Annotated in this window: 21 protein-coding genes; 11 read left to right on the top strand and 10 right to left on the bottom strand. The window is 63.4% G+C overall.

All coding sequences use genetic code 11. The annotated features are described in order from the left end of the window. Positions 1-165 precede the first annotated feature (165 nt). Entirely contained in the window at positions 166-717 is a 552-nt protein-coding gene (locus tag LB520_RS24270; RefSeq protein WP_224639648.1) for an ankyrin repeat domain-containing protein, read from the top strand. A gap of 28 nt (positions 718-745) precedes the next feature. On the opposite strand, the gene LB520_RS24265 is transcribed toward LB520_RS24270, so the two are convergent. Beyond that, positions 746-1,273: a gamma carbonic anhydrase family protein gene (locus LB520_RS24265; RefSeq protein WP_224639647.1), complete on the bottom strand. Its 528-nt coding sequence runs from the start codon at positions 1,271-1,273 to the stop codon at positions 746-748. 19 nt (positions 1,274-1,292) lie between these two features. Beyond that, the gene (locus LB520_RS24260; RefSeq protein ID WP_411969935.1) at positions 1,293-1,625 is read right to left on the bottom strand and encodes a DUF6949 family protein; all 333 of its coding nucleotides are present in this window, start codon (positions 1,623-1,625) and stop codon (positions 1,293-1,295) included. 122 nt (positions 1,626-1,747) lie between these two features. On the opposite strand from LB520_RS24260, the gene LB520_RS24255 reads away from it, so the two are divergent. The 3 genes from LB520_RS24255 to LB520_RS24245 all read left to right on the top strand — a co-directional run bounded on the left by LB520_RS24255 (position 1,748) and on the right by LB520_RS24245 (position 4,627). After that, positions 1,748-2,476 carry a hypothetical protein gene (locus LB520_RS24255; protein WP_224639646.1) on the top strand — a complete coding sequence of 243 codons (729 nt, stop codon included), beginning with the start codon at positions 1,748-1,750 and terminating at the stop codon, positions 2,474-2,476. A 144-nt stretch (positions 2,477-2,620) separates the two neighbouring features. Then, complete coding sequence (locus LB520_RS24250) at positions 2,621-3,868, top strand: cytochrome P450 (protein WP_224639645.1); 1,248 nt, start codon at positions 2,621-2,623, stop codon at positions 3,866-3,868. A 51-nt stretch (positions 3,869-3,919) separates the two neighbouring features. Beyond that, a complete protein-coding gene (locus LB520_RS24245; RefSeq protein WP_224639644.1) occupies positions 3,920-4,627 on the top strand; it encodes a transporter substrate-binding domain-containing protein in 708 nt (235 codons plus the stop codon). 13 nt (positions 4,628-4,640) lie between these two features. Here LB520_RS24245 and LB520_RS24240 read toward each other — a convergent pair whose 3' ends face one another. The 4 genes from LB520_RS24240 to LB520_RS24225 form a co-directional block, all read right to left on the bottom strand. After that, on the bottom strand, positions 4,641-4,985 hold the full coding sequence (locus tag LB520_RS24240) for a cupin domain-containing protein (RefSeq protein ID WP_224639643.1): 345 nt from the start codon (positions 4,983-4,985) through the stop codon (positions 4,641-4,643). Position 4,986: 1 nt separating this feature from the next. Next, positions 4,987-6,267: an O-acetylhomoserine aminocarboxypropyltransferase gene (locus LB520_RS24235; protein ID WP_224634230.1), complete on the bottom strand. Its 1,281-nt coding sequence runs from the start codon at positions 6,265-6,267 to the stop codon at positions 4,987-4,989. A 157-nt stretch (positions 6,268-6,424) separates the two neighbouring features. Further along, positions 6,425-6,946 carry a CoA-binding protein gene (locus LB520_RS24230; RefSeq protein ID WP_224639642.1) on the bottom strand — a complete coding sequence of 174 codons (522 nt, stop codon included), beginning with the start codon at positions 6,944-6,946 and terminating at the stop codon, positions 6,425-6,427. A gap of 117 nt (positions 6,947-7,063) precedes the next feature. Continuing rightward, entirely contained in the window at positions 7,064-7,885 is an 822-nt protein-coding gene (locus tag LB520_RS24225; protein WP_224639641.1) for an enoyl-CoA hydratase, read from the bottom strand. A 138-nt stretch (positions 7,886-8,023) separates the two neighbouring features. Here LB520_RS24225 and LB520_RS24220 point away from each other — a divergent pair, with 138 nt between their 5' ends. The 4 genes from LB520_RS24220 (at position 8,024) to rpsI (ending at position 10,386) form a co-directional block, all read left to right on the top strand. Next, a complete protein-coding gene (locus LB520_RS24220) occupies positions 8,024-8,488 on the top strand; it encodes a PaaI family thioesterase (protein WP_095767634.1) in 465 nt (154 codons plus the stop codon). Positions 8,489-8,529: 41 nt separating this feature from the next. Then, positions 8,530-9,180, top strand: a complete 651-nt coding sequence (locus tag LB520_RS24215; RefSeq protein WP_224639640.1) for a LysE family translocator — start codon at positions 8,530-8,532, stop codon at positions 9,178-9,180. A gap of 271 nt (positions 9,181-9,451) precedes the next feature. Continuing rightward, complete coding sequence (gene rplM / locus LB520_RS24210; protein WP_040983169.1) at positions 9,452-9,916, top strand: 50S ribosomal protein L13; 465 nt, start codon at positions 9,452-9,454, stop codon at positions 9,914-9,916. After that, on the top strand, positions 9,916-10,386 hold the full coding sequence (gene rpsI, locus LB520_RS24205; protein ID WP_040983171.1) for a 30S ribosomal protein S9: 471 nt from the start codon (positions 9,916-9,918) through the stop codon (positions 10,384-10,386). Before rplM ends, rpsI begins: the two co-directional genes overlap by 1 nt. Positions 10,387-10,477: 91 nt before the next feature. On the opposite strand, the gene LB520_RS24200 is transcribed toward rpsI, so the two are convergent. Beyond that, positions 10,478-11,386, bottom strand: a complete 909-nt coding sequence (locus LB520_RS24200; protein WP_224639639.1) for a LysR family transcriptional regulator — start codon at positions 11,384-11,386, stop codon at positions 10,478-10,480. Between the two features lie 95 nt (positions 11,387-11,481). Between LB520_RS24200 and LB520_RS24195 the strand changes: the two genes are divergently transcribed. Then, positions 11,482-12,354, top strand: coding sequence for an aldo/keto reductase family oxidoreductase (locus LB520_RS24195; RefSeq protein WP_224639638.1), 873 nt, complete (start codon positions 11,482-11,484; stop codon positions 12,352-12,354). A 314-nt stretch (positions 12,355-12,668) separates the two neighbouring features. On the opposite strand, the gene LB520_RS24190 is transcribed toward LB520_RS24195, so the two are convergent. Together LB520_RS24190 and LB520_RS24185 are read right to left on the bottom strand one after the other, a co-directional pair. Continuing rightward, the gene (locus LB520_RS24190; protein WP_224639637.1) at positions 12,669-13,727 is read right to left on the bottom strand and encodes a glycerophosphodiester phosphodiesterase family protein; all 1,059 of its coding nucleotides are present in this window, start codon (positions 13,725-13,727) and stop codon (positions 12,669-12,671) included. An 83-nt stretch (positions 13,728-13,810) separates the two neighbouring features. Continuing rightward, entirely contained in the window at positions 13,811-15,025 is a 1,215-nt protein-coding gene (locus LB520_RS24185) for an acyltransferase family protein (protein WP_224639636.1), read from the bottom strand. A 124-nt stretch (positions 15,026-15,149) separates the two neighbouring features. Here LB520_RS24185 and speB point away from each other — a divergent pair, with 124 nt between their 5' ends. Together speB and argC are read left to right on the top strand one after the other, a co-directional pair. Next, positions 15,150-16,151, top strand: coding sequence for an agmatinase (gene speB, locus LB520_RS24180; RefSeq protein WP_224548273.1), 1,002 nt, complete (start codon positions 15,150-15,152; stop codon positions 16,149-16,151). 29 nt (positions 16,152-16,180) lie between these two features. Next, entirely contained in the window at positions 16,181-17,113 is a 933-nt protein-coding gene (gene argC, locus LB520_RS24175; RefSeq protein ID WP_095767641.1) for an N-acetyl-gamma-glutamyl-phosphate reductase, read from the top strand. A gap of 51 nt (positions 17,114-17,164) precedes the next feature. Here the strand turns inward: argC and LB520_RS24170 are convergent, their stop codons facing one another. Beyond that, positions 17,165-18,256: a COX15/CtaA family protein gene (locus LB520_RS24170; RefSeq protein ID WP_224639635.1), complete on the bottom strand. Its 1,092-nt coding sequence runs from the start codon at positions 18,254-18,256 to the stop codon at positions 17,165-17,167. Positions 18,257-18,288 lie beyond the last annotated feature (32 nt).

Below are 18,288 nucleotides of genomic sequence, written 5' to 3'. Positions count from 1 at the left end.
GGTTTTAGGAGCCGGCCCCTGTCCCCGGGGCCGGCTCCGCCATTTCGGTCGCCGCCCGCCGGCTGCAACCAATCGGCGCGGCGCTGCCGAAGCGCCATGGTCGGCACGCCCTTCCCCGCCGAGGCGGATGGGAGCAGTATGGCTTGTTCGTTGCGGATGAAGGCGATGCTGGAAGTCCCTGAGGATCGCGGCGCAAGACACCGTCTTTTCAAGGCTATCGACAACGCCTTCAAGGCGGGCGACTTCGAAGGCCTTGGCAAGGCGCTCGGCGGCTCTGCGCGCTGGTTCGACGAGCGGATGCCGTTCGAGCTCGGCCTTGGCCATCCGCTGGAATACGCGATCTACTGGAGCCCGGCCGCGTTCATCACCGCGCTTCTCGATGCCGGCACAAACCCGAATTATGAAGACCTGGCCGGTTTTCCATCGATCATTGCCGCGCTGTCGACGGAACGGCCGGACCGGTTGGACGTCATCCATATCCTGCTCGCGCATGGCGCCGACCCGGATATGCGCGGCGTGAACGACTGGACCGCCCTGCACTACGCGGTGTCCCGGCGCGACGCCGAGGCTATCCGTCTGCTGCTCCTGTCGGGCGCGGACGCTTCGCTGAGGACCCGCATCGACGACTATGAGACGGCCCTGGAAGGCGCCGAGCAGGCCGGCTTCGAAGCCGGCGTCTTTCTGTTGCGCGAGGCGATGAACAGCCGCCGCGGATGAAGACAGGCGGAGTTGCGGCCTGCCGCCGTCACACTGTCTTGAGCTTGGTCTTGAAGCGTTTGGCATTGGCCACGTAGTGGGCCGCCGAGACGCGCAGCCGCTCGATCGCCGCTTCGTCCAGCGTCCTTATCACCTTGGCGGGCGAGCCGACGATCAGCGAATTGTCCGGAAACACCTTGTTTTCGGTCACCAGCGCGCCGGCGCCGACCAGCGAGTTGTCGCCGATCCTGGCGCCGTTCAGCACGATGGCGCCCATGCCGATCAGGCTGTTGTCGCCGATCGTGCAGCCATGCAGCAGAGCGCGGTGGCCGATCGTGCAGCCTTTGCCGATGGTCAGCGGAAAGCCGGGATCGGTGTGCATGATCGTGTGTTCCTGCACATTGGTGTCGGCACCGATGATGATCGGTTCACCGTCGCCGCGGACGACGACGCCGAACCAGAAGCCGGCATTGCGGCCGATCCGGATATTGCCGATCAGCGTGGCGTCGGGCGCGATCCAGTTCGTATCGGCGTCCTCGAACTCGGGCGCTTTCCCATCGATCGCATAGACCGGCATTGTTCGTCTCCGAATCGTCTCAACCAGCGAATTCGAAAGACCCTAAGTTGGCTGTCGCCCAGGATGCAATGGCGATGAGGACGACGCCTAGCGCCAGCGCCCAGGCAATGGCCGTGCAGCCGCAGGACAAAAACGCCATCGTGCCGATGCGGCCCTCGCGCCGGGCGGCCAAGGCCTCGTTGGTGAGCATGAACGGCCCGGCGCAGGCCGTTGCCGCGAGCGAACGCAGGATATGGGCCGGCGAAACATAGGGTTCAGCAAAGGCCAGGCGCCGGCCGGCCAGCAATTCCATGGCCGATCCGGCCAGCCCGCAAGCCGTGAGACCAACCGCGAAAGCGTAAAGAACAAGCACAACGGGATCCATGTTTACCAACCGTTTACCATGAAAACGCACAGTCGTGCCACCGCGCTGCAAGAGCCATGCCGCGCAAGCTGTGCCGCCGAAGGACAGGTGGGCGGATCGGGGAAGAGCAAATGAGAGAGGCAAAGGTTGCCGAGAGCGCTGACTTCGAGGTCGTCAACTCGACCTTGATGAAGCGGGTCTTTTATATCTTCGCGGCGCTGGCGCTGCTTTCGATTGCCATCAGCGTCGGCGGCAAATGGCTTGGACGATCGATTGCCATGGCCGGCTATACCGATGACACGACGGTGCGCCGGATCGTCATGGGCAACAATCTGATCAACGTGCCGGCAAACTTCATCCGCTTCGACCAGGCCAGGCGCGACGGCATCGCCTCGCGGCTCGATCTCTATCTTCGCTATCCCGAGATGGACGGCTACAGCACGGCCGCGCGCGACGACTTCAACCATGCGACGACCAGGAAGATCATCTTCCTGTCGTTCGAGCCGCGGATGATGTCGCGCGACATGAGCGGCCGTTTCGCGCCCATCTACAGCGCTCTGATCGAAAAGCCGGGGACGCCCGGCCCGGGCGGCACGACGGTTTACGCCTTCAGCGAAAAATCAGGTTATCTCAACGAGGTGTTGGCTGTTGCCGAGCGTCCCGGCAAGGATCCGTTCGTCGCCCGCTGCCTGAGCGGCCCGAGTGCCGAGGAATCGCTGGCGCCCTGCGAGCGCGACATCCAGGTCGGCGACGATCTCAGCCTTACCTATCGCTTTCCGCGCGAGCTGCTCGCGAACTGGCCGGCGCTCGACGCGGCGATTGCAGCCAAAGTGGCGAGCATCTTGAAGACGGGCCACTGACGCTGGCGGCTAGCCGAATATCCAACGACATCATTTCGGTGCATGGCCAGCGCTTCAAACCGGCAATCTGGCTCAACGGTTCGATTTCACGGGCGCCAAAATACGGTCTGGCATCGGGCTGACAAGGCGCGCTAATGGTCGGGCATGACCGATTTAATGCCTTCCTATCTCGAGTTTGATCTCGCCAGCCGCCGCCTGAATCTCGATCCGCACGAACCAGCCTTCGTGCAGAACCCTTATGAGGCCTACGCCTTCCTGCACGGCACTGCCAACGCGTTTTTCTGGGAAGACTACGGGTTCTGGTGCTTTGGCGGCTTCGATGACGTCAACCGTCTGCTGCGCGACCGCCGTTTCGGCCGCCAGAATCCGGCGGGGATTCCCGACAGCCGGGGCGTCGGCGACGACCGCTCGCATCTCGTCGCCTTCGACGCGATCGAGGCCAATTCCCTGCTGGAGCTCGAGCCGCCGGTGCATACGCGGCTCAGAACGCTGGTCAATCGCGCCTTCGTCTCACGTCAGATCGAGCGGCTCAGGCCACGCATCGAGGTTTTGGCCAACGAGCTGGTCGACCGCTTCGAGCCAAGCGGCATCGACCTTCTGCCCGCCTACGCCTCGCCTTTGCCGATCACCATCATTGCGGAAATGCTCGGCGTACCGGTGGAGATGGGGCCGCAACTGCTCGACTGGTCGCATTGGATGGTCGCCATGTACATGCATGGCCGCACGCGCGAGACCGAGGAGACGGCGAACCACGCCGCGCGCGATTTTTCCGACTTCCTGCGGGGCTATATTGCGGAGCGGCGCAAGAAACCCGGCGACGACCTGCTGTCGCTGCTCATCGAAGCCCAGGACAACGGCCAGAAGCTTTCGGAAGACGAGCTGGTTTCCTCAGCGATCCTGCTTCTCAATGCCGGCCATGAAGCGACCGTGCACCAGACCGGCAATGCGGTGCGCTCGATCCTCGCGCAAGGCGGCGATCCGCGCCGCTTCTTTGCGACACCGGAGGCGAATGTCGCGACGGTCGAGGAATGCCTGCGCTACGACCCGCCGCTGCATATGTTTCTGCGCTATGCCTATGAGGAGATGGAGGTTTCGCCAGGCATCCTGGTCAAGCCCGGGGAGATGGTGGCGCTGCTGCTCGGCATGGCGAACCACGATCCGCTTGCCTTTGCCGAGCCCGACACCTTCAATCCGGCCCGCACGGACCAGAAGAATGTTTCCTTCGGCGCCGGCATCCATTTCTGCATCGGCGCGCCGCTGGCCAGGCTGGAGCTGCAGGTGTCGCTGAAGACGCTGTTCGATCGGCTGCCCAACTTACGCTTAGCGGAGACACCGCGCTTCCGCGACACTTACCATTTTCACGGGCTGGAACGGGTCGCCGTCACCTTTTGACCGGCGGACGATGCGACTCGAACAGCTGAAATTGTCATTCGGAATTCAGAAATGAGATTCGCCTTCCTGCAAGAGCCACCCTTCTGCTTCACCGATGCCGCGGGCAAGCTCGGCGGTTGCGACGCGGTGCTCGCCGAGAAAGTTTGGCAGATGGTTGACCTGGAGAACTTCTCGCCGATCGAGGCGGAATTCGCCGAACTGCTCCCCGGTTTGGTGGACGGCCGCTGGGACATGACGACTGGCCTGTTCATCTCCGAGGAGCGCAGCACGCTCGTGGACTTCTCGCGGCCGATCTGGTCACTGCCGGACGGGTTGATGGTCGCCAAAGGCAATCCGCTGGAGCTGAACGGCTATCGCTCCGTCGCCCAACATCCTTCCGCCGTGCTCGCAGTTATATCGGGCCAGATCCAGCACCAGACCGCGCTGCAGAACGGCGTTCCGCCCCAGCGGATCAGGATATTCGCCACGCAGGCCGAAGCAGCCGAAGCCGTTGCGGCAGGCCATGCCGATGCGTATGCCAGCGTCGCCATGGCGCATCGCGGCTATGTCAACGGACGGACCGGCGCACGGCTTGCCGTCATCGACATCCCGGCCTTTGAAAAGCAGCCTGCGGCAGGCGCTTTCGCCCTCGCCAAGGGCAACGACGCGCTGCGCCGGCGCGTCGATCAATGTCTCGGCGATCTGCTCGGAAGTGCATGGCACCGGGAGATCATGAGCAAATACGGCTTTTCCGACGACGATGTCGATCGGCTGCTTTGATTGCTGGAAGCATTCAGAGCCGGATCACGTATTCTTTGCGCGTCGTCTCGAGCACTTCCCATGTGCCCTTGAACCCTGGCCTCAGCACGAAACTGTCGCCGGCCCGCACGGTGCGCGCCTCGCCGCCATCCTCGGCGATCACCGAGACGCCGGACAGGATGTGGCAGAACTCCCATTCGTCGTAGACGATGCGCCATTTGCCCCGCGTCGCTTCCCAGACGCCGGCATAGAGGCCGCCGTCGCCCTCCTCGACATTCCAGGTGCGGAATTTGGGATCACCCGAAATCACCCGGTCCGGCGGCGGCGCGCCGGCCTCCGGTTCGACCGCATCCGTGTTGAGCGCAAGAAAGGCCGACATATCAGACCTTGCCGAGCGCCTGCTCGAGATCGGCAACGATGTCGTTGACGTCCTCGATGCCGACCGAAAGGCGGACGGTGTCAGGTCCGGCGCCGGCCTTGACCTTCTGCTCGTCGGAAAGCTGGCGGTGCGTGGTCGAGGCCGGATGAATGACCAGCGATTTGGTGTCGCCGACATTGGCGAGGTGTGAGAACAGTTCGAGCGCCTCGACGAATTTGATGCCGGCCTCGTAGCCACCCTTGAGGCCGAAGGTGAACACTGCGCCTGCGCCCTGCGGCGAATATTTCTTCTGCAGCGCGTTGTTCTTGTCGCCTGGAAGGCCGGGATAGTTCACCCAGGCTACCTTCGGATGGTTCGACAGCCAGCCGGCAACGCTCGCGGCATTGTCGCAATGACGCTGCATGCGCAGCGGCAGCGTTTCCAGGCCGGTCAGGATCAGGAAGGCGTTGAAGGGCGAGATCGCCGGGCCGATGTCGCGCAGACCAAGCACGCGGGCGGCAATCGCGAAGGCGAAGTTGCCGAAAGTCTCGTGCAGGACGAGGCCGCCATATTCAGGGCGCGGCTCCGACAGCATCGGGTATTTGCCGGACTTCGACCAGTCGAAGGTGCCGCCATCGACGATGACGCCGCCGATCGAATTGCCGTGGCCGCCGATGAACTTGGTCAGCGAGTGCACGACGATGTCGGCGCCGTGCTCGATGGGCCGGACCAGATACGGCGAGGCCAGCGTGTTATCGACGATCAGCGGCAGGCCGTGCTTGCGGGCAATATCGCCGATCTTCTCGATGTCGACGAAGACGCCGCCAGGGTTGGCAAGGCTCTCGATGAATATCGCCTTGGTCCTGTCGTCGATCTGGCTCTCGAAAGTCGCAGGGTCGTTTGCCTCTGCCCAGCGAACTTCCCAGCCGAAGTTCTTGAAGGCATGGCCGAACTGGTTGATCGAGCCGCCATAAAGCTTGTTGGCAGCGACGAAGTTGTCGCCCGGCTGCATCAGATTGTGGAAGACGATGACCTGCGCGGCGTGGCCCGAGGCGACGGCAAGTGCTGCGGTGCCGCCTTCGAGCGCCGCGACGCGTTCCTCGAGAACCGCTTGGGTCGGATTCATGATACGCGTGTAGATGTTGCCGAAGGCCTTCAGCCCGAACAGCGAGGCGGCATGGTCGGCGTCGTCGAAGACGAAGGAGGTGGTCTGGTAGATCGGCGTGGCGCGGGCGCCGGTCGCCGGATCGGGCTTTGCGCCTGCATGAACGGCTAAAGTGCTGAAACCAGGCGTACGGGTCATCGAAATCCCTCTCCTAACGTTCGAAAATCGCCGGGCATTCTTGGCGAAGCGCGGCCGGGAATGCAAAGAAGAAAATACCGTTCGGGGCGCGATCTGCGACGAACGCCCGGGAAAATCCATTTCGTCCCGGAATAATTTTGCGCGAACTACCGCATGCTTATTTCTGTCTTACGCCGAAGCTCTGAAATCCCTGGCGCATCACAGGTTTTTTCGACGACAGCACGCCGGAGTTGACGCCGGTCCAGCCGATCTCGCCGGATAGCTTGCCGTATTCGATCTTCGGGCAGCGGTTCATCACCACCTTGATGCCGACGGCTTCGGCGCGGGCAGCCGCCTCATCGTTGCGCACGCCAAGCTGCATCCAGACGACCTTGGGCAGCGGATCGAGCTTCAGCACCTGGTCGACGACGCCAGGCACGGCCGCCGAGCCTCGAAAAATATCGACCATGTCGACCGGATGCGGCAGATCTTCGAGGCTCGCATAGACCGTCTGTCCGAGGATCTGCTTCCCGGCATGACCGGGATTGATCGGGAGCACCGAAAAGCCCTTGGCTAAAAGATATTTCAGCACGAAGTAGCTTGGCCGCACATCGTTGGGCGAAGCGCCGACCATTGCGATCGTCTTCACCGAATTCAGGATGCCGGCGATGTAGCTGTTGTCGTAGCTATCGTGATTCATGCTGCGATGGTCTTCCTGCGGTAATGGTAGCGATAGAGTTCGCGGTTGAAGCCGAGAGAGGCGTAGAGCGCGCGTGCGGGCGTGTTCAGCGATAGAAAAGCCGGGCATGCGGAAGAACTATTCGTCGGTCCATTCGGGCTTGCGCTTGCCGATGAAGGCACCGATGCCTTCCTCGGCGTCGCGCGCCAGCATGTTTTCCACCATCACGCGGCCGGTATGGGCATAAGCGTCGGCCAACCCCATTTCGGCCTGGGCATAGAAAGCCTCCTTGCCGGTTTTGATCACCAAAGAGGATTTGGATGCAATGGTTTGCGCGTATTTGTTGACAACCTGAATCAGATATTCGCGCGGCACGATGCGGTTGATCAGCCCGAACTCCTTGGCGGTCGCCGCGTCGATCGTCTCGCCGGTGAGCAGCATTTCCATCGCCTGCTTGCGTGAGACGTTGCGCGACAGCGCCACCATCGGCGTCGAGCAGAACAGGCCGATATTGACGCCAGGCGTGCAGAAACTCGCCTCATGCGAGGCGATGGCAAGGTCGCAGCTGGCGACCAGTTGCAGGCCGGCGGCTGTCGCGAGGCCGTCGACCTCAGCGATCACCGGCTTCGGGTGGCGCACGATGGTCTGCATCAATTTCGCGCAAGCCGCGAAGGTCCTTTCGAAGAAGGCCTTGCCCCGATCCGGCTCGGCGCGATGTGCCGTCATCTCCTTGAGGTCATGGCCGGCACAGAACACTTTTCCCGACGCCGCCAGGATGATGACGCGCACGGATCTGTCGGTCTTAACGCGATCGAATTCGGCCTGCAGCGCCGCCATGGTCGCCAGCGACAACGCATTGGCCGGCGGGCTGGCGAGCGTGAGGCGCAGGATGCCCTTGTCCTGGCTGACAAGAACAGGACCGTCGGCGACGGCGGGCTTGATGGCGACGACTTCGGCCACTTTCAAAAACCTCATGCTTATGGAGCAACAGAACTAGCACGCTGCCGGTTGAAGAACAGCCGCGAGACGTGTTTTCTCCGTCGCACCGTTTGGTCCAGGCGCACCGCCCGGAGCTGCTCATTCATATAGGACGCGCCGATGCCAGCCCAAAGCGATCTGAAGCCAATGCTCAACGCGGCGGAAGTCAATGCACTGATGGCAAGCGTCTATCCGCAGCTCAACGACAATTTCACCTCCTATGAGGCGATCGACGTTTTTCCGGGCGGCTGCACAGTGCGGCTGAATGCCGACGAGCGGCATCTGCGCCCCGGCGGCACGGTATCCGGTCCGGCGCTGTTCACGCTGGCCGACATCGGCGGCTATGTCTGCGTGCTCAGCCACGCCGGCCCGGACGCGCTTTCGGTGACGGTCAATCTCGACATCAATTTCATGCGCAAGGCCGAAGCCGGTCCGATAGATGGCCATTGCCGTATCCTGAAGCTTGGCAAGAGCCTGATGGTGTTCGATATCGATATTGTCGCGGGCCCGGACGGACACACTGTCGCGCACGCCACCGGCACCTATTCGATCCCGAGGAAGCGAATAAGCGACAAGCCGGCCTGACGTCTTGCCGGAACTCCCAGTCGATAGGTTCGTTCTGCGGCATGCCCGATGTTACGACCTATCTTGCCTTTCTCGGCGCCGTGCTCGCCTATCAGCTTTCTGGTGTCGGTCCGGACATGATGCTGGTGATCAGCCGCGGCGTCGGGCAAGGCTGGCGCCACGCCCTGGCGACTGCAGCGGGCTGCGTATCGGCCGGCGTCGTCCAGATTCCATTACTGGCAATGGGGCTTGCCTCGCTGATCACATCCTCCCCATCTCTTTACAGCCTCCTTCAGATCGTCGGCGCCATCTATCTGATCGCCATCGGGATCAAATTCCTGTTGGCCCGTCGGTCGGGCAAAGGTGGCGGTGCGTCTACCTTTGCCGAGACGAGCAGTATCCCAGCCGCTTTCCGGCAAGGCGTGATCTGCAATCTCACCAATCCGACGACGCTCGCTTTCATGCTGGCGGTGCTGCCGCAATTCGTTCATCCCTGGGTCGGTTCGCCTGCACTGCAGTTCATCATTCTCGGTACGACCATGAAGATGATGGGACTGGTCGTCCTCAGCGCCGTCGCGTTGACCTCCGGTGCGGTTGGCGGCTGGCTGGGGCGCCGAGGCACGTTCGTCGTTTGGCAAGAAAGGCTGGCAGGAGCCTTGATGATCGCGATCGGCGTCAAGCTTCTCCTTGTCGCCGTGACCGGGCGGCGGTGAACGAAAGAGAGCTATTTTGACAAATAGGTGTGAGGTAAAATAATACCTTCTACCTTAGCTATTGAATTTAAACGGCTTTTCGCGACCATAAACCGTAACCGACGCTTGACGCGCCAAACACCCTCGCCTATAAGCCGACCCGAAGCAGCGGCCCGCAAAGGCCGCCGTTTTGTTATTGGCGGAGCGGCTCCGGTCATCCCGTCAATCCAAGCAACAAGAAACGCCTTCTCTGTCCCTCCTGGACGGGAAAGGTCAAACCTGAGAGCAAAACATGGCTACCTTTTCGCAGAAGCCTGCGGATGTGGTGAAGAAGTGGGTGCTGATCGACGCCGAAGGTCTCGTCGTCGGTCGTCTGGCCACTGTCATCGCCAACCATCTGCGCGGCAAGCACAAGCCCACCTTCACCCCGCATGTCGATGACGGCGACAATGTCATCGTCATCAATGCCGACAAGGTGGTGTTCACCGGCAAGAAATACACTGACAAGGTCTATTACTGGCACACCGGCCACCCCGGCGGCATCAAGGAGCGCACCGCGCGCCAGCTGCTCGAGGGCCGTTTCCCCGAGCGTGTCGTCGAGAAGGCCGTCGAGCGCATGATCCCGCGCGGCCCGCTTGGCCGCCGGCAGATGAAGAATCTCCGCGTCTATGCCGGCGCCGAGCATCCGCACACCGCCCAGCAGCCCGTCACGCTCGACGTGGCCAAGCTGAACTCCAAGAACAAGAGGGCCTCGTAATGGCTGAGCTTTCCTCGCTCGCAGAACTCGGCACAGTCGCCGCGCAGCCGGCCGCGCCCGTGCATGTCCAGAAGCTCGACAAGTCGGGCCGCGCCTATGCCACCGGCAAGCGCAAGAACGCCATCGCGCGCGTCTGGGTGAAGCCGGGCTCCGGCAAGATCACCGTCAACGACAAGGAATTCGCGAGCTATTTCGCGCGTCCGGTGCTGCAGATGATCCTCAACCAGCCGATCGTCGCGGCCAACCGCGCCGGCCAGTACGACATCGTCGCCACCGTCATCGGCGGCGGCCTCTCCGGCCAGGCGGGTGCGGTGCGTCACGGCATCTCCAAGGCGCTGACCTACTACGAGCCGGGCCTGCGCTCGGTGCTCAAGAAGGGCGGCTTCCTGACCCGCGACAGCCGCGTGGTCGAGCGCAAGAAGTACGGCAAGGCGAAGGCCCGCCGCAGCTTCCAGTTCTCGAAGCGCTAAGGAGCGCTTGGGGGCAAGTTCTCGAAGCGCTAAGCGCCGCGAAGTCCAAGCATTTCGAAAAGGCCGCCTCCGGGCGGCCTTTTTGTTTTTCTTACCAGTGCCCGGCCGGCGTCCTGATGTAGTCGATGAAGGCGCGCAGCGGGGCCGGCACTAGCCGCCGCCCGGGATAGTAGAGAAATGGCCCGGAGAATTCCTGCCACCACGGTTCCAGCACAGGTTCCAGCGCGCCGCTCTCGAAATGCGGGCGTACCCAGTCCTCGAAGAGCCAGAGAATGCCGACCCCGGCGATCGCCGCATCGATAGCGAGATCGACGCCGCCGCCAATGCTGACAAGCAATGGTCCCGTGGTATCGACCCGCACCACTTCACCATTCCGTTCGAACTCCCAGGGCGTCATGACCCCGCTCGGGAAGCGGCCGCGCACGCACGCGTGCCCAAGCAGGTCACGCGGGTGTTGCGGCCGGCCGTGCCGATCGAGATAGGCTGGCGCGGCCGAGGTGGTGAAACGCTGCGTGCGCGGCCCGATCGGCACGGCGATCATGTCCTGCTCCAGCCGTTCGTCATAGCGGATGCCAGCATCGCAGCCGGCCACCAGCAGGTCGACAAAGTTCTCCTCCGCGATCACCTCCAGCCGGATGGCCGGATATGCAGCGAGAAATCCCGGAACAATCTTCGGCAGCACCAGCCGCGACGCGCTTATCGGCACGTTGAGACGCAAGGTGCCGGCAGGCCGGTCACGAAAGCCGTTCACGACGTCGAGCGCGGCCTCCACCTCGCCCAGCGCGGGGCCGAGACGCGCCAGCAGGCTGGCGCCTGCCTCGGTCAGTGCAACACTGCGCGTGGTGCGATTGAAGAGCCGCACACCAAGTTGGGTTTCCAGACGGCGGACGGCTTCGCTGAGCACTGAGGCGCTGCCTGCAGTCACGCGGGCCGCTTCGCGAAAGCCGCCGGCGCGAGCGACGGCCATGAATGCCTGGAGATCGTTGAGATCAGCCGCCATTGTTCTTATTTCCGCACAGGTCGTGCCGGTTATACCCGGTTATCAGGACAGCAGCCATCCCTTATCTCCCTCGCCGACAGCGAAGGAGAGCAACAATGTCCAGTGTAGACAAATCCGGTACTTATAAACTCGGCGACCGCTCAGTGCATCGCCTCGGCTATGGCGCCATGCAGCTTGCGGGCAAAGGCGTGTTCGGCCCGCCGAAAGATCATGACGCGGCGATTGCAGTGCTGCGCGAAGCGGTGTCGCAAGGTGTGAACCATATCGACACCAGCGACTACTACGGGCCTTATGTCACCAACAAGCTGATCCGCGAGGCGTTGGCGCCCTACCCCGACAACCTCACCATCGTCACCAAGATCGGCGCCCGTCGTGGGGAAGACGCCTCCTGGCTGCCGGCTTTTACAGCTGATGAGCTCGAACAGGCCGTGCACGATAATCTTCGCAACCTTGGCCTCGAGGTGATGGACGTCGTCAATCTGCGCATCATGTTCGGGGTACACGGTCCAGCGGAGGGCTCCATCGAAGCGCAGGTCACCAAGCTTGCCGAGCTTCAGCGCAAGGGCCTCGTGCGCCATATCGGCTTGAGCAACGTCACCCGCGCGCAGATCGCGGAAGGCCGCAAGATCTGCGACATCGTCTGCGTGCAGAACCAGTACAATCTCGCGCACAGGGACGACGACGCGCTGATCGATGAGCTCGCGCGCGACGGTATCGCCTATGTGCCGTTCTTCCCGCTCGGCGGCTTCAGCCCGCTGCAGTCGTCGACGCTCTCGGACGTCGCGGAACGGCTCGGTGCGACGCCGATGCAGGTTGCGTTGGCATGGCTGCTGCAGCGTTCGCCCAACATCCTGCTTATCCCTGGCACGTCGTCGGTCGAGCATCTGCGCGAGAATCTAGCGGCGGCGGAGCTCGAGCTGTCGGGAGATGTGCTGCGGGAGCTGGAGGGTGTGGCGAAAGCGGCGTGATGGACGATTAGCTGATCTCCCCCTTGTGGGGGAGATGGCCGGCAGGCCAGAGGGGGGCGTGAAGGAACGCGGCGCTGCAGGATCAAGGTTCCTCGCCTCACGAATGTGGGGAGAGGTGGCTCGGCGAAGCCGAGACGGAGAGGGGAGCGCCCTACGAAGGCCCCCTCTCCGTCCGCTTTGCGGACACCTCTCCCCCACCTTTGGCGGGGGCGAGGAACCCAAGCACCGTTACGCCGGCGGGACAGCGCCCCCCTCTGCCCTGCCGGGCATCTCCCCCACAAGGGGGAGATTGGCAGCTCCAGCGCCAACGCCAGCTAATTGATGCTCGCCGTATGCGCCGGCTCAGCAGTCCTGCCGTCCGTCGTGTAAGGCACGCGATAACCATTGGCCGTCAGCCACGCGATTGCCGCCTTCGGCTCGTCGGTCTGGATGATGGTGGCGCCGCGGTCGACCCAGAAACCCCAGGCTTCGCGCGGCAGGCTGGCGGCGACGGCAAGCTCGTCGCCGCGCCCCCCGGCGAGGAAGCCGCCCGGCTTGTTGACGACGGCGTAGGTGTCGGCCCAGAGGTGCCAGTCGCCCCGCGCCGCTTCCGCCCGCATGCGGGTGCTGAATAGCGGCCCGCCGGTCGATGTCAGCGTCTCGGCGCCGTTGCGCCAAGTGATCAATTCGACGGCGCGCGGCGCGAAGGCCTTGTCGACCTCGCTGGCGAAAACTGCATCATGCACGGCGTCGTCGGCAAGGATCGGCATGAACTGGAAGCCGCCGCCGGCCCGGGTAAGTGCCGCGCTCGCGGCATCGATGCGCTGCCGGTTCCAGAGGTTCTCCTTGACGATCACCTGATCGGCCATGCCGAGATCGCGCGCCTCCGCGACCATGCCAGGCAGGTCGGTCATCTCCAGCTTGTTATCGAGGTTGATCAGGATCCTGTCCCTGGTCGTCAGCAGCATCTCGCGCAGTGTCGACACGGTCTCTTTAGTGACGGCGCCCGTGCCCTCGACGACCAGACGGCATTTCTTAAGCTCGGCCAGCGTGTATTTCACCACCTCGCCCTTGCACGTGGTCGTGCGGTCGAGCCAGCTGTCATGCATGATGACGAATTCGCCGTCTTTCGCGCGCCGGACGTCGACCTCGACGATCTCGGCGCCGATCGCGATCGAGCCCTCGACCGCGGCCAGCGAATTCTCGGCGTAAAGCGTCTTGCCGGCCTGCATGCTGCCGGCGCGATGCGCGGCGATCATCACATGGTCACGCCACTGGTTGGCATGCTCGAAACGGGCGAGGATCTGGCTGGCGCGGCTTTCACCGGCTAAGCTTTGCCCCGCAACGGTGGCAAGGGCGGCGGAAAAGGCAAGGCTCAGCCAGCGTGTTCGCATCGGGGAATCGCTCCGTTCCGGGTTGGGACCCGGTTAGGCGATGCCCATGACAGCGCAGTGAACGAAGCCGGCTAGTTTTTGGATCAAATCCGCTTGGAGAGGCGGCGGAACCAGGCCAGCGCCGGCATTTCGACGAAGCGCCATGTGAACCACGACGCGGCAATGACGGCGATCAACATCGCGGCCAAAGCCGCGAAGCCGATCCACGGCGAGCCGGTGCCGAAGCCGGTCGCATGGTCGCCGCGCAGCATCAGGTCGCCGACTATGCCGAGCCCGAGCTTGCGTTCGATCAGGCCGCCGACATTGATCATGCGGGCCTGGACGAAGATGTGGACCATGTAGATCGAATAGGAGAGCGAGCCGAGCAGCAGCATCGGGCGGCTGCGCAAGGCCAAGCTGACCCACCCGCCCTCATGGGCAAAGAGATAAAGCGCCAGCGCGAAGACGATCGGCGCGGCAATGCCGGCGTCATTCGTTCCCGCCACCGAAACGAACAGCGCGATCACGACGATCATCGCCAGCTCGGCCACCGTCCAGGCGAGGCGCCCTGCCCCGCCGCTCAGCGCCTGTCGCGCCTCTGCAATGGAATCGTGCTGAAACCAGGCAAGCAGCGCGCCGAGCGAGAAGCCGTAAAGACAGCGGATGAAGCCGAAATCGAAGGACACGTCCATATGACGCGTCGAGACCGCGAGCAGGAAAAGCGGCGCCGTCACGGCTGCGGCAACGAGCCATATCCAGGCACGCTGGCCGGCGGTGAAGACGATGGCGGCGAAAAGCAGATAGGTGAAGAACTCGGCCGAAATGCTCCAGCTCGGCGCATTCCAGCTCAGATGATCCTCAACGCCCATGCCCTGCAGAAGGAAAAGGTTGGCGACCAGGCTCTTCAGGTCGAAGCCTGAGGTGAAGGGCGCCGGGCCCGTTCCGTGAAGCGCCGGCAGCACGAGCCGCAGCGCCTCGAAGCCGGCGAAGGCGGCGAGCATCAGGAGATGCAACGGATAGATGCGGCCGAAACGCACGAGCGCGAACCGTGCAAGGTCGCCCTGCCCGGCGAGCCGGCTGCCATAGGCGCTGGCAATGACGAAGCCGGAGAGCACGAAGAAGAAATCGACGAACAGATAGGAGCCGCCGACAAAGGCGCTCTGCGACACTATCGAGGTGGTCGGGAAGTGGAACAGCGCCACCAGCAGCGCGCAGATGCCGCGCCAGGAATCCAGCACCAGGAAACGCTCTCCGGCCGTCGTGCCGACACGGGTCGCGGCGGGCGCGGATGCAAGATTGAGCAAGGCTGTCTCAGCCATAATGATACAGATCCTGTGTTGCCGTGGCACTCGCCGAGCGCCGCTTCGTTTCCGCAAGCTGTGACTGGCATGTTGCGTGCCGGTTCTGTAGTTGTGGCTGCCCCGACGAAACCGAGGATTCCTAATGGCAAACAATGAGATCGACCACGCCTTCACCGCCCGCTCCAAGACGGGCGCGTCGTTCGAGCCGACCTATGCCGGCGCGCTGTCGTTCATGCGGCGCAAATACACGAAGGACGTGAAGGGCGCGGACGCGGTTGTGTGGGGCATTCCCTTCGACGCCGCCGTCACCAACCGGCCCGGCGCCCGCTTCGGACCGCAGGCGATCCGCCGCGCCTCGGCGATCCTCGACAACGATCCGCAATATCCATTCTCGCGCGACCTCTTCGAGCATCTTTCAGTGGTGGACTATGGCGATTGCCTGCTCGACAGCGGCAATCACCAGAAAACTCCCGGCACGATCGAGCGCGAGGCGGCCAAGATCCTGAAATCAGGCGCGTTCCTTTTGACGCTGGGCGGCGACCATTTCATCACCTGGCCGCTGCTCAAGGCGCATGCCGCGATCCACGGGCCGCTGGCGCTCGTGCAGTTCGACGCGCACCAGGACACCTGGCCCGACGACGGCAAGCGCATCGATCACGGCTCCTTCGTCGCCCGCGCGGTGAAGGAGGGGATCATCGACCCCGATCGCTCGATCCAGGTCGGCATCCGCACGCATGCACCCGACACGTTCGGCATCAAGATCCTCTACGGCCACGAGGTCGAGGAGATGCGCGCCTCCGATATCGCCTATGCGATCGTCGAGCGCACCGGTGGCAAGAAGACCTATCTCACCTTTGACATCGACTGTCTCGACCCGGCCTTCGCGCCGGGCACCGGCACGCCGGTGGCAGGCGGCCCCTCCTCGGCCAAGATGCTGTCGACACTGCGCCAACTCGGCCAGATCGACATCGTCGGCGCCGACATCGTGGAGGTTGCGCCGGCCTACGATCATGCCGATATAACGGCGATCGCCGGATCGATCATCGCCATGCATTATCTCGGTCTGCTGGCAGAGCGAAAGGCGCGGCTCGACGAACTGAGCAACGGCAATCATGCCGCGGCAAATCACGCCTACGGCATATGACATTGGAATCGCGAGGAATTTGGCAAGGGATGAAACCGAAAATCTTCATTGACGGCGAGCACGGCACGACAGGCCTGCAGATCAGGGCGCTGCTGGCCGACCGTGACGACCTGGAGATCATCTCCATCCCGACGGAACGCCGCAAGGAGACTGCCGCCCGCGCCGAGATGCTCAACGCGGCGGATGTCGCGATCCTTTGCCTGCCGGATGCGGCGGCCAAGGAAAGCGTGTCGCTGATTACGAACGATACGACCAAGGTGATCGACGCCTCGACCGCGCATCGCGTGGCCGAGGGGTGGGAGTATGGCTTCGCCGAAATGGACAAGGACCAGGCGAAGAGGATCGGCAGCGCGAAACGCATAGCCAATCCGGGCTGCTGGCCGCAGGGGCCGATCGCGACGCTGCGGCCACTGGTTGCGGCGGGCCTGCTGCCTGCCGACTTCCCGGTCACCGTCAACGGCATTTCCGGCTATTCCGGCGGCGGCCGCCCGATGATCGAGGACTATGTCGGCAAGGGCGAGGACGCGCCCGAGTTCCTACCCTACGGGCTGACGCTGCAGCACAAGCATGTGCCGGAGCTCCGCACCTATGCAAAGCTGTCGCACGACCCGATCATGCAGCCGGCGGTGGGCAATTTCGCGCAAGGCATGATCACCGTGGTGCCGCTGCAACTCGGCGGTCTCGACCGCGTGCCGACTGGCGCCGAGCTTCACGCGGCGATTGCCGACCATTATGCGTCGATCGATGGCGGCGTGGTCGAGGTCGCGCCCTACACCCATATGGAGCGCATGCCGGAGATCGATCCGGAGATCTATAACGGCACCAACCGGATGAAGGTCTACGTCTTCGCCAATGATGAGAGGGCGCAAGCACTGCTGATGGCCGTCTACGACAATCTCGGCAAGGGCGCGTCGGGCGCCGCGGTGCAGAACCTCGACCTGATGCTCGGCATCAAGCATTGAGCGGTCGTGAACCTGGAGCTTGCTGCCGCCGAGGCGATCCGCAAGGTTCGCTCAGCCTCTGACGCGTATATCGGTCGGCAGCGGATAGGCGCCCTTGGTGCCGCGCCAATGCGCGGCAGCGAAGCCAAGCAACACAAGCGCGATCGTCTGATGCGTCAATGCCATGTGCAGCGGCACCTGCATCACTAGCGTGCCGATGCCGATCGAGGCCTGGACGACCACTAGCGCGAACAGAAGCGTGGCCCGGCGGGCATGGGTGGTGCCAGGCTGGCGCCGCCACGTCGCGACCATATGCCAGAGTGCCACGACAAAGATCACATAGGCGCCCAGTCGGTGGACGAACTGCACCGTCTTCGGGTTTTCAAAGAAGTTCAGCCAGGCGGGCTTCAGCAGAAGCAGATCGGAGGGGATCACCTTTCCATCCATCAGCGGCCATGTGTTGTAGGAAAGGCCCGCGTGCAGCCCGGCGACCAACCCGCCGAGATAGATCTGGATCAGCGCCAAAAGCACGATGACGCCGGCGAGCCGCTGCGTCGACCGGTCGGCGGCGGGCTCGGAATGCGGCGCCAAGCCTCGCGCCACCACCATTGTCGCGGTGAAGATCAGCGCGGCAAGCGTCAGATGCGTCGCCAGCCGGTACTGGCTGACCGAGACGCGATCGACCAGGCCCGAAGCCACCATCCACCAGCCGATGGCACCTTGGAGTCCGCCGAGCAGAAGGATGCCGAGGAGCTTCAGCCCGAGGCCGCGCTCGATGCGGCGCGTCGCCCAGAAGAACAGCAGCGGCAAGGCAAAGACCACCCCGACGCCGCGCGCCAGGATGCGGTGCGCCCACTCCCACCAGAAGATCGATTTGAAATCCTCGACGCTCATGCCCTTGTTGATCTCGGCATATTGCGGGATCTGCTGGTAGCGCTGGAACTCTTCCTGCCATTCGGCGTCGTTGAGCGGCGGGATGACGCCGTGTATCGGCTGCCACTCAGTGATCGACAGACCCGAGCCGGTGAGACGAGTGGAACCGCCGACCAGCACCAGCGCGACCAGCACGAGCAGCACGACGTAGAGCCAGCCGCGCACCAAAGCGCGGTTGTGCAGGTCGCGGTCGCGTGTGGCATAGGGGGCTGTGGCGGTGATGGCAGCCATTTCGCATTCCCGGCGGTTGAAACGCGAGATTG

The sequence above is a fragment of the Mesorhizobium sp. CA12 genome (assembly GCF_020165255.1).
Lineage (GTDB): Bacteria > Pseudomonadota > Alphaproteobacteria > Rhizobiales > Rhizobiaceae > Mesorhizobium.
This window is presented reverse-complemented; position numbering and strand designations above follow the sequence as displayed.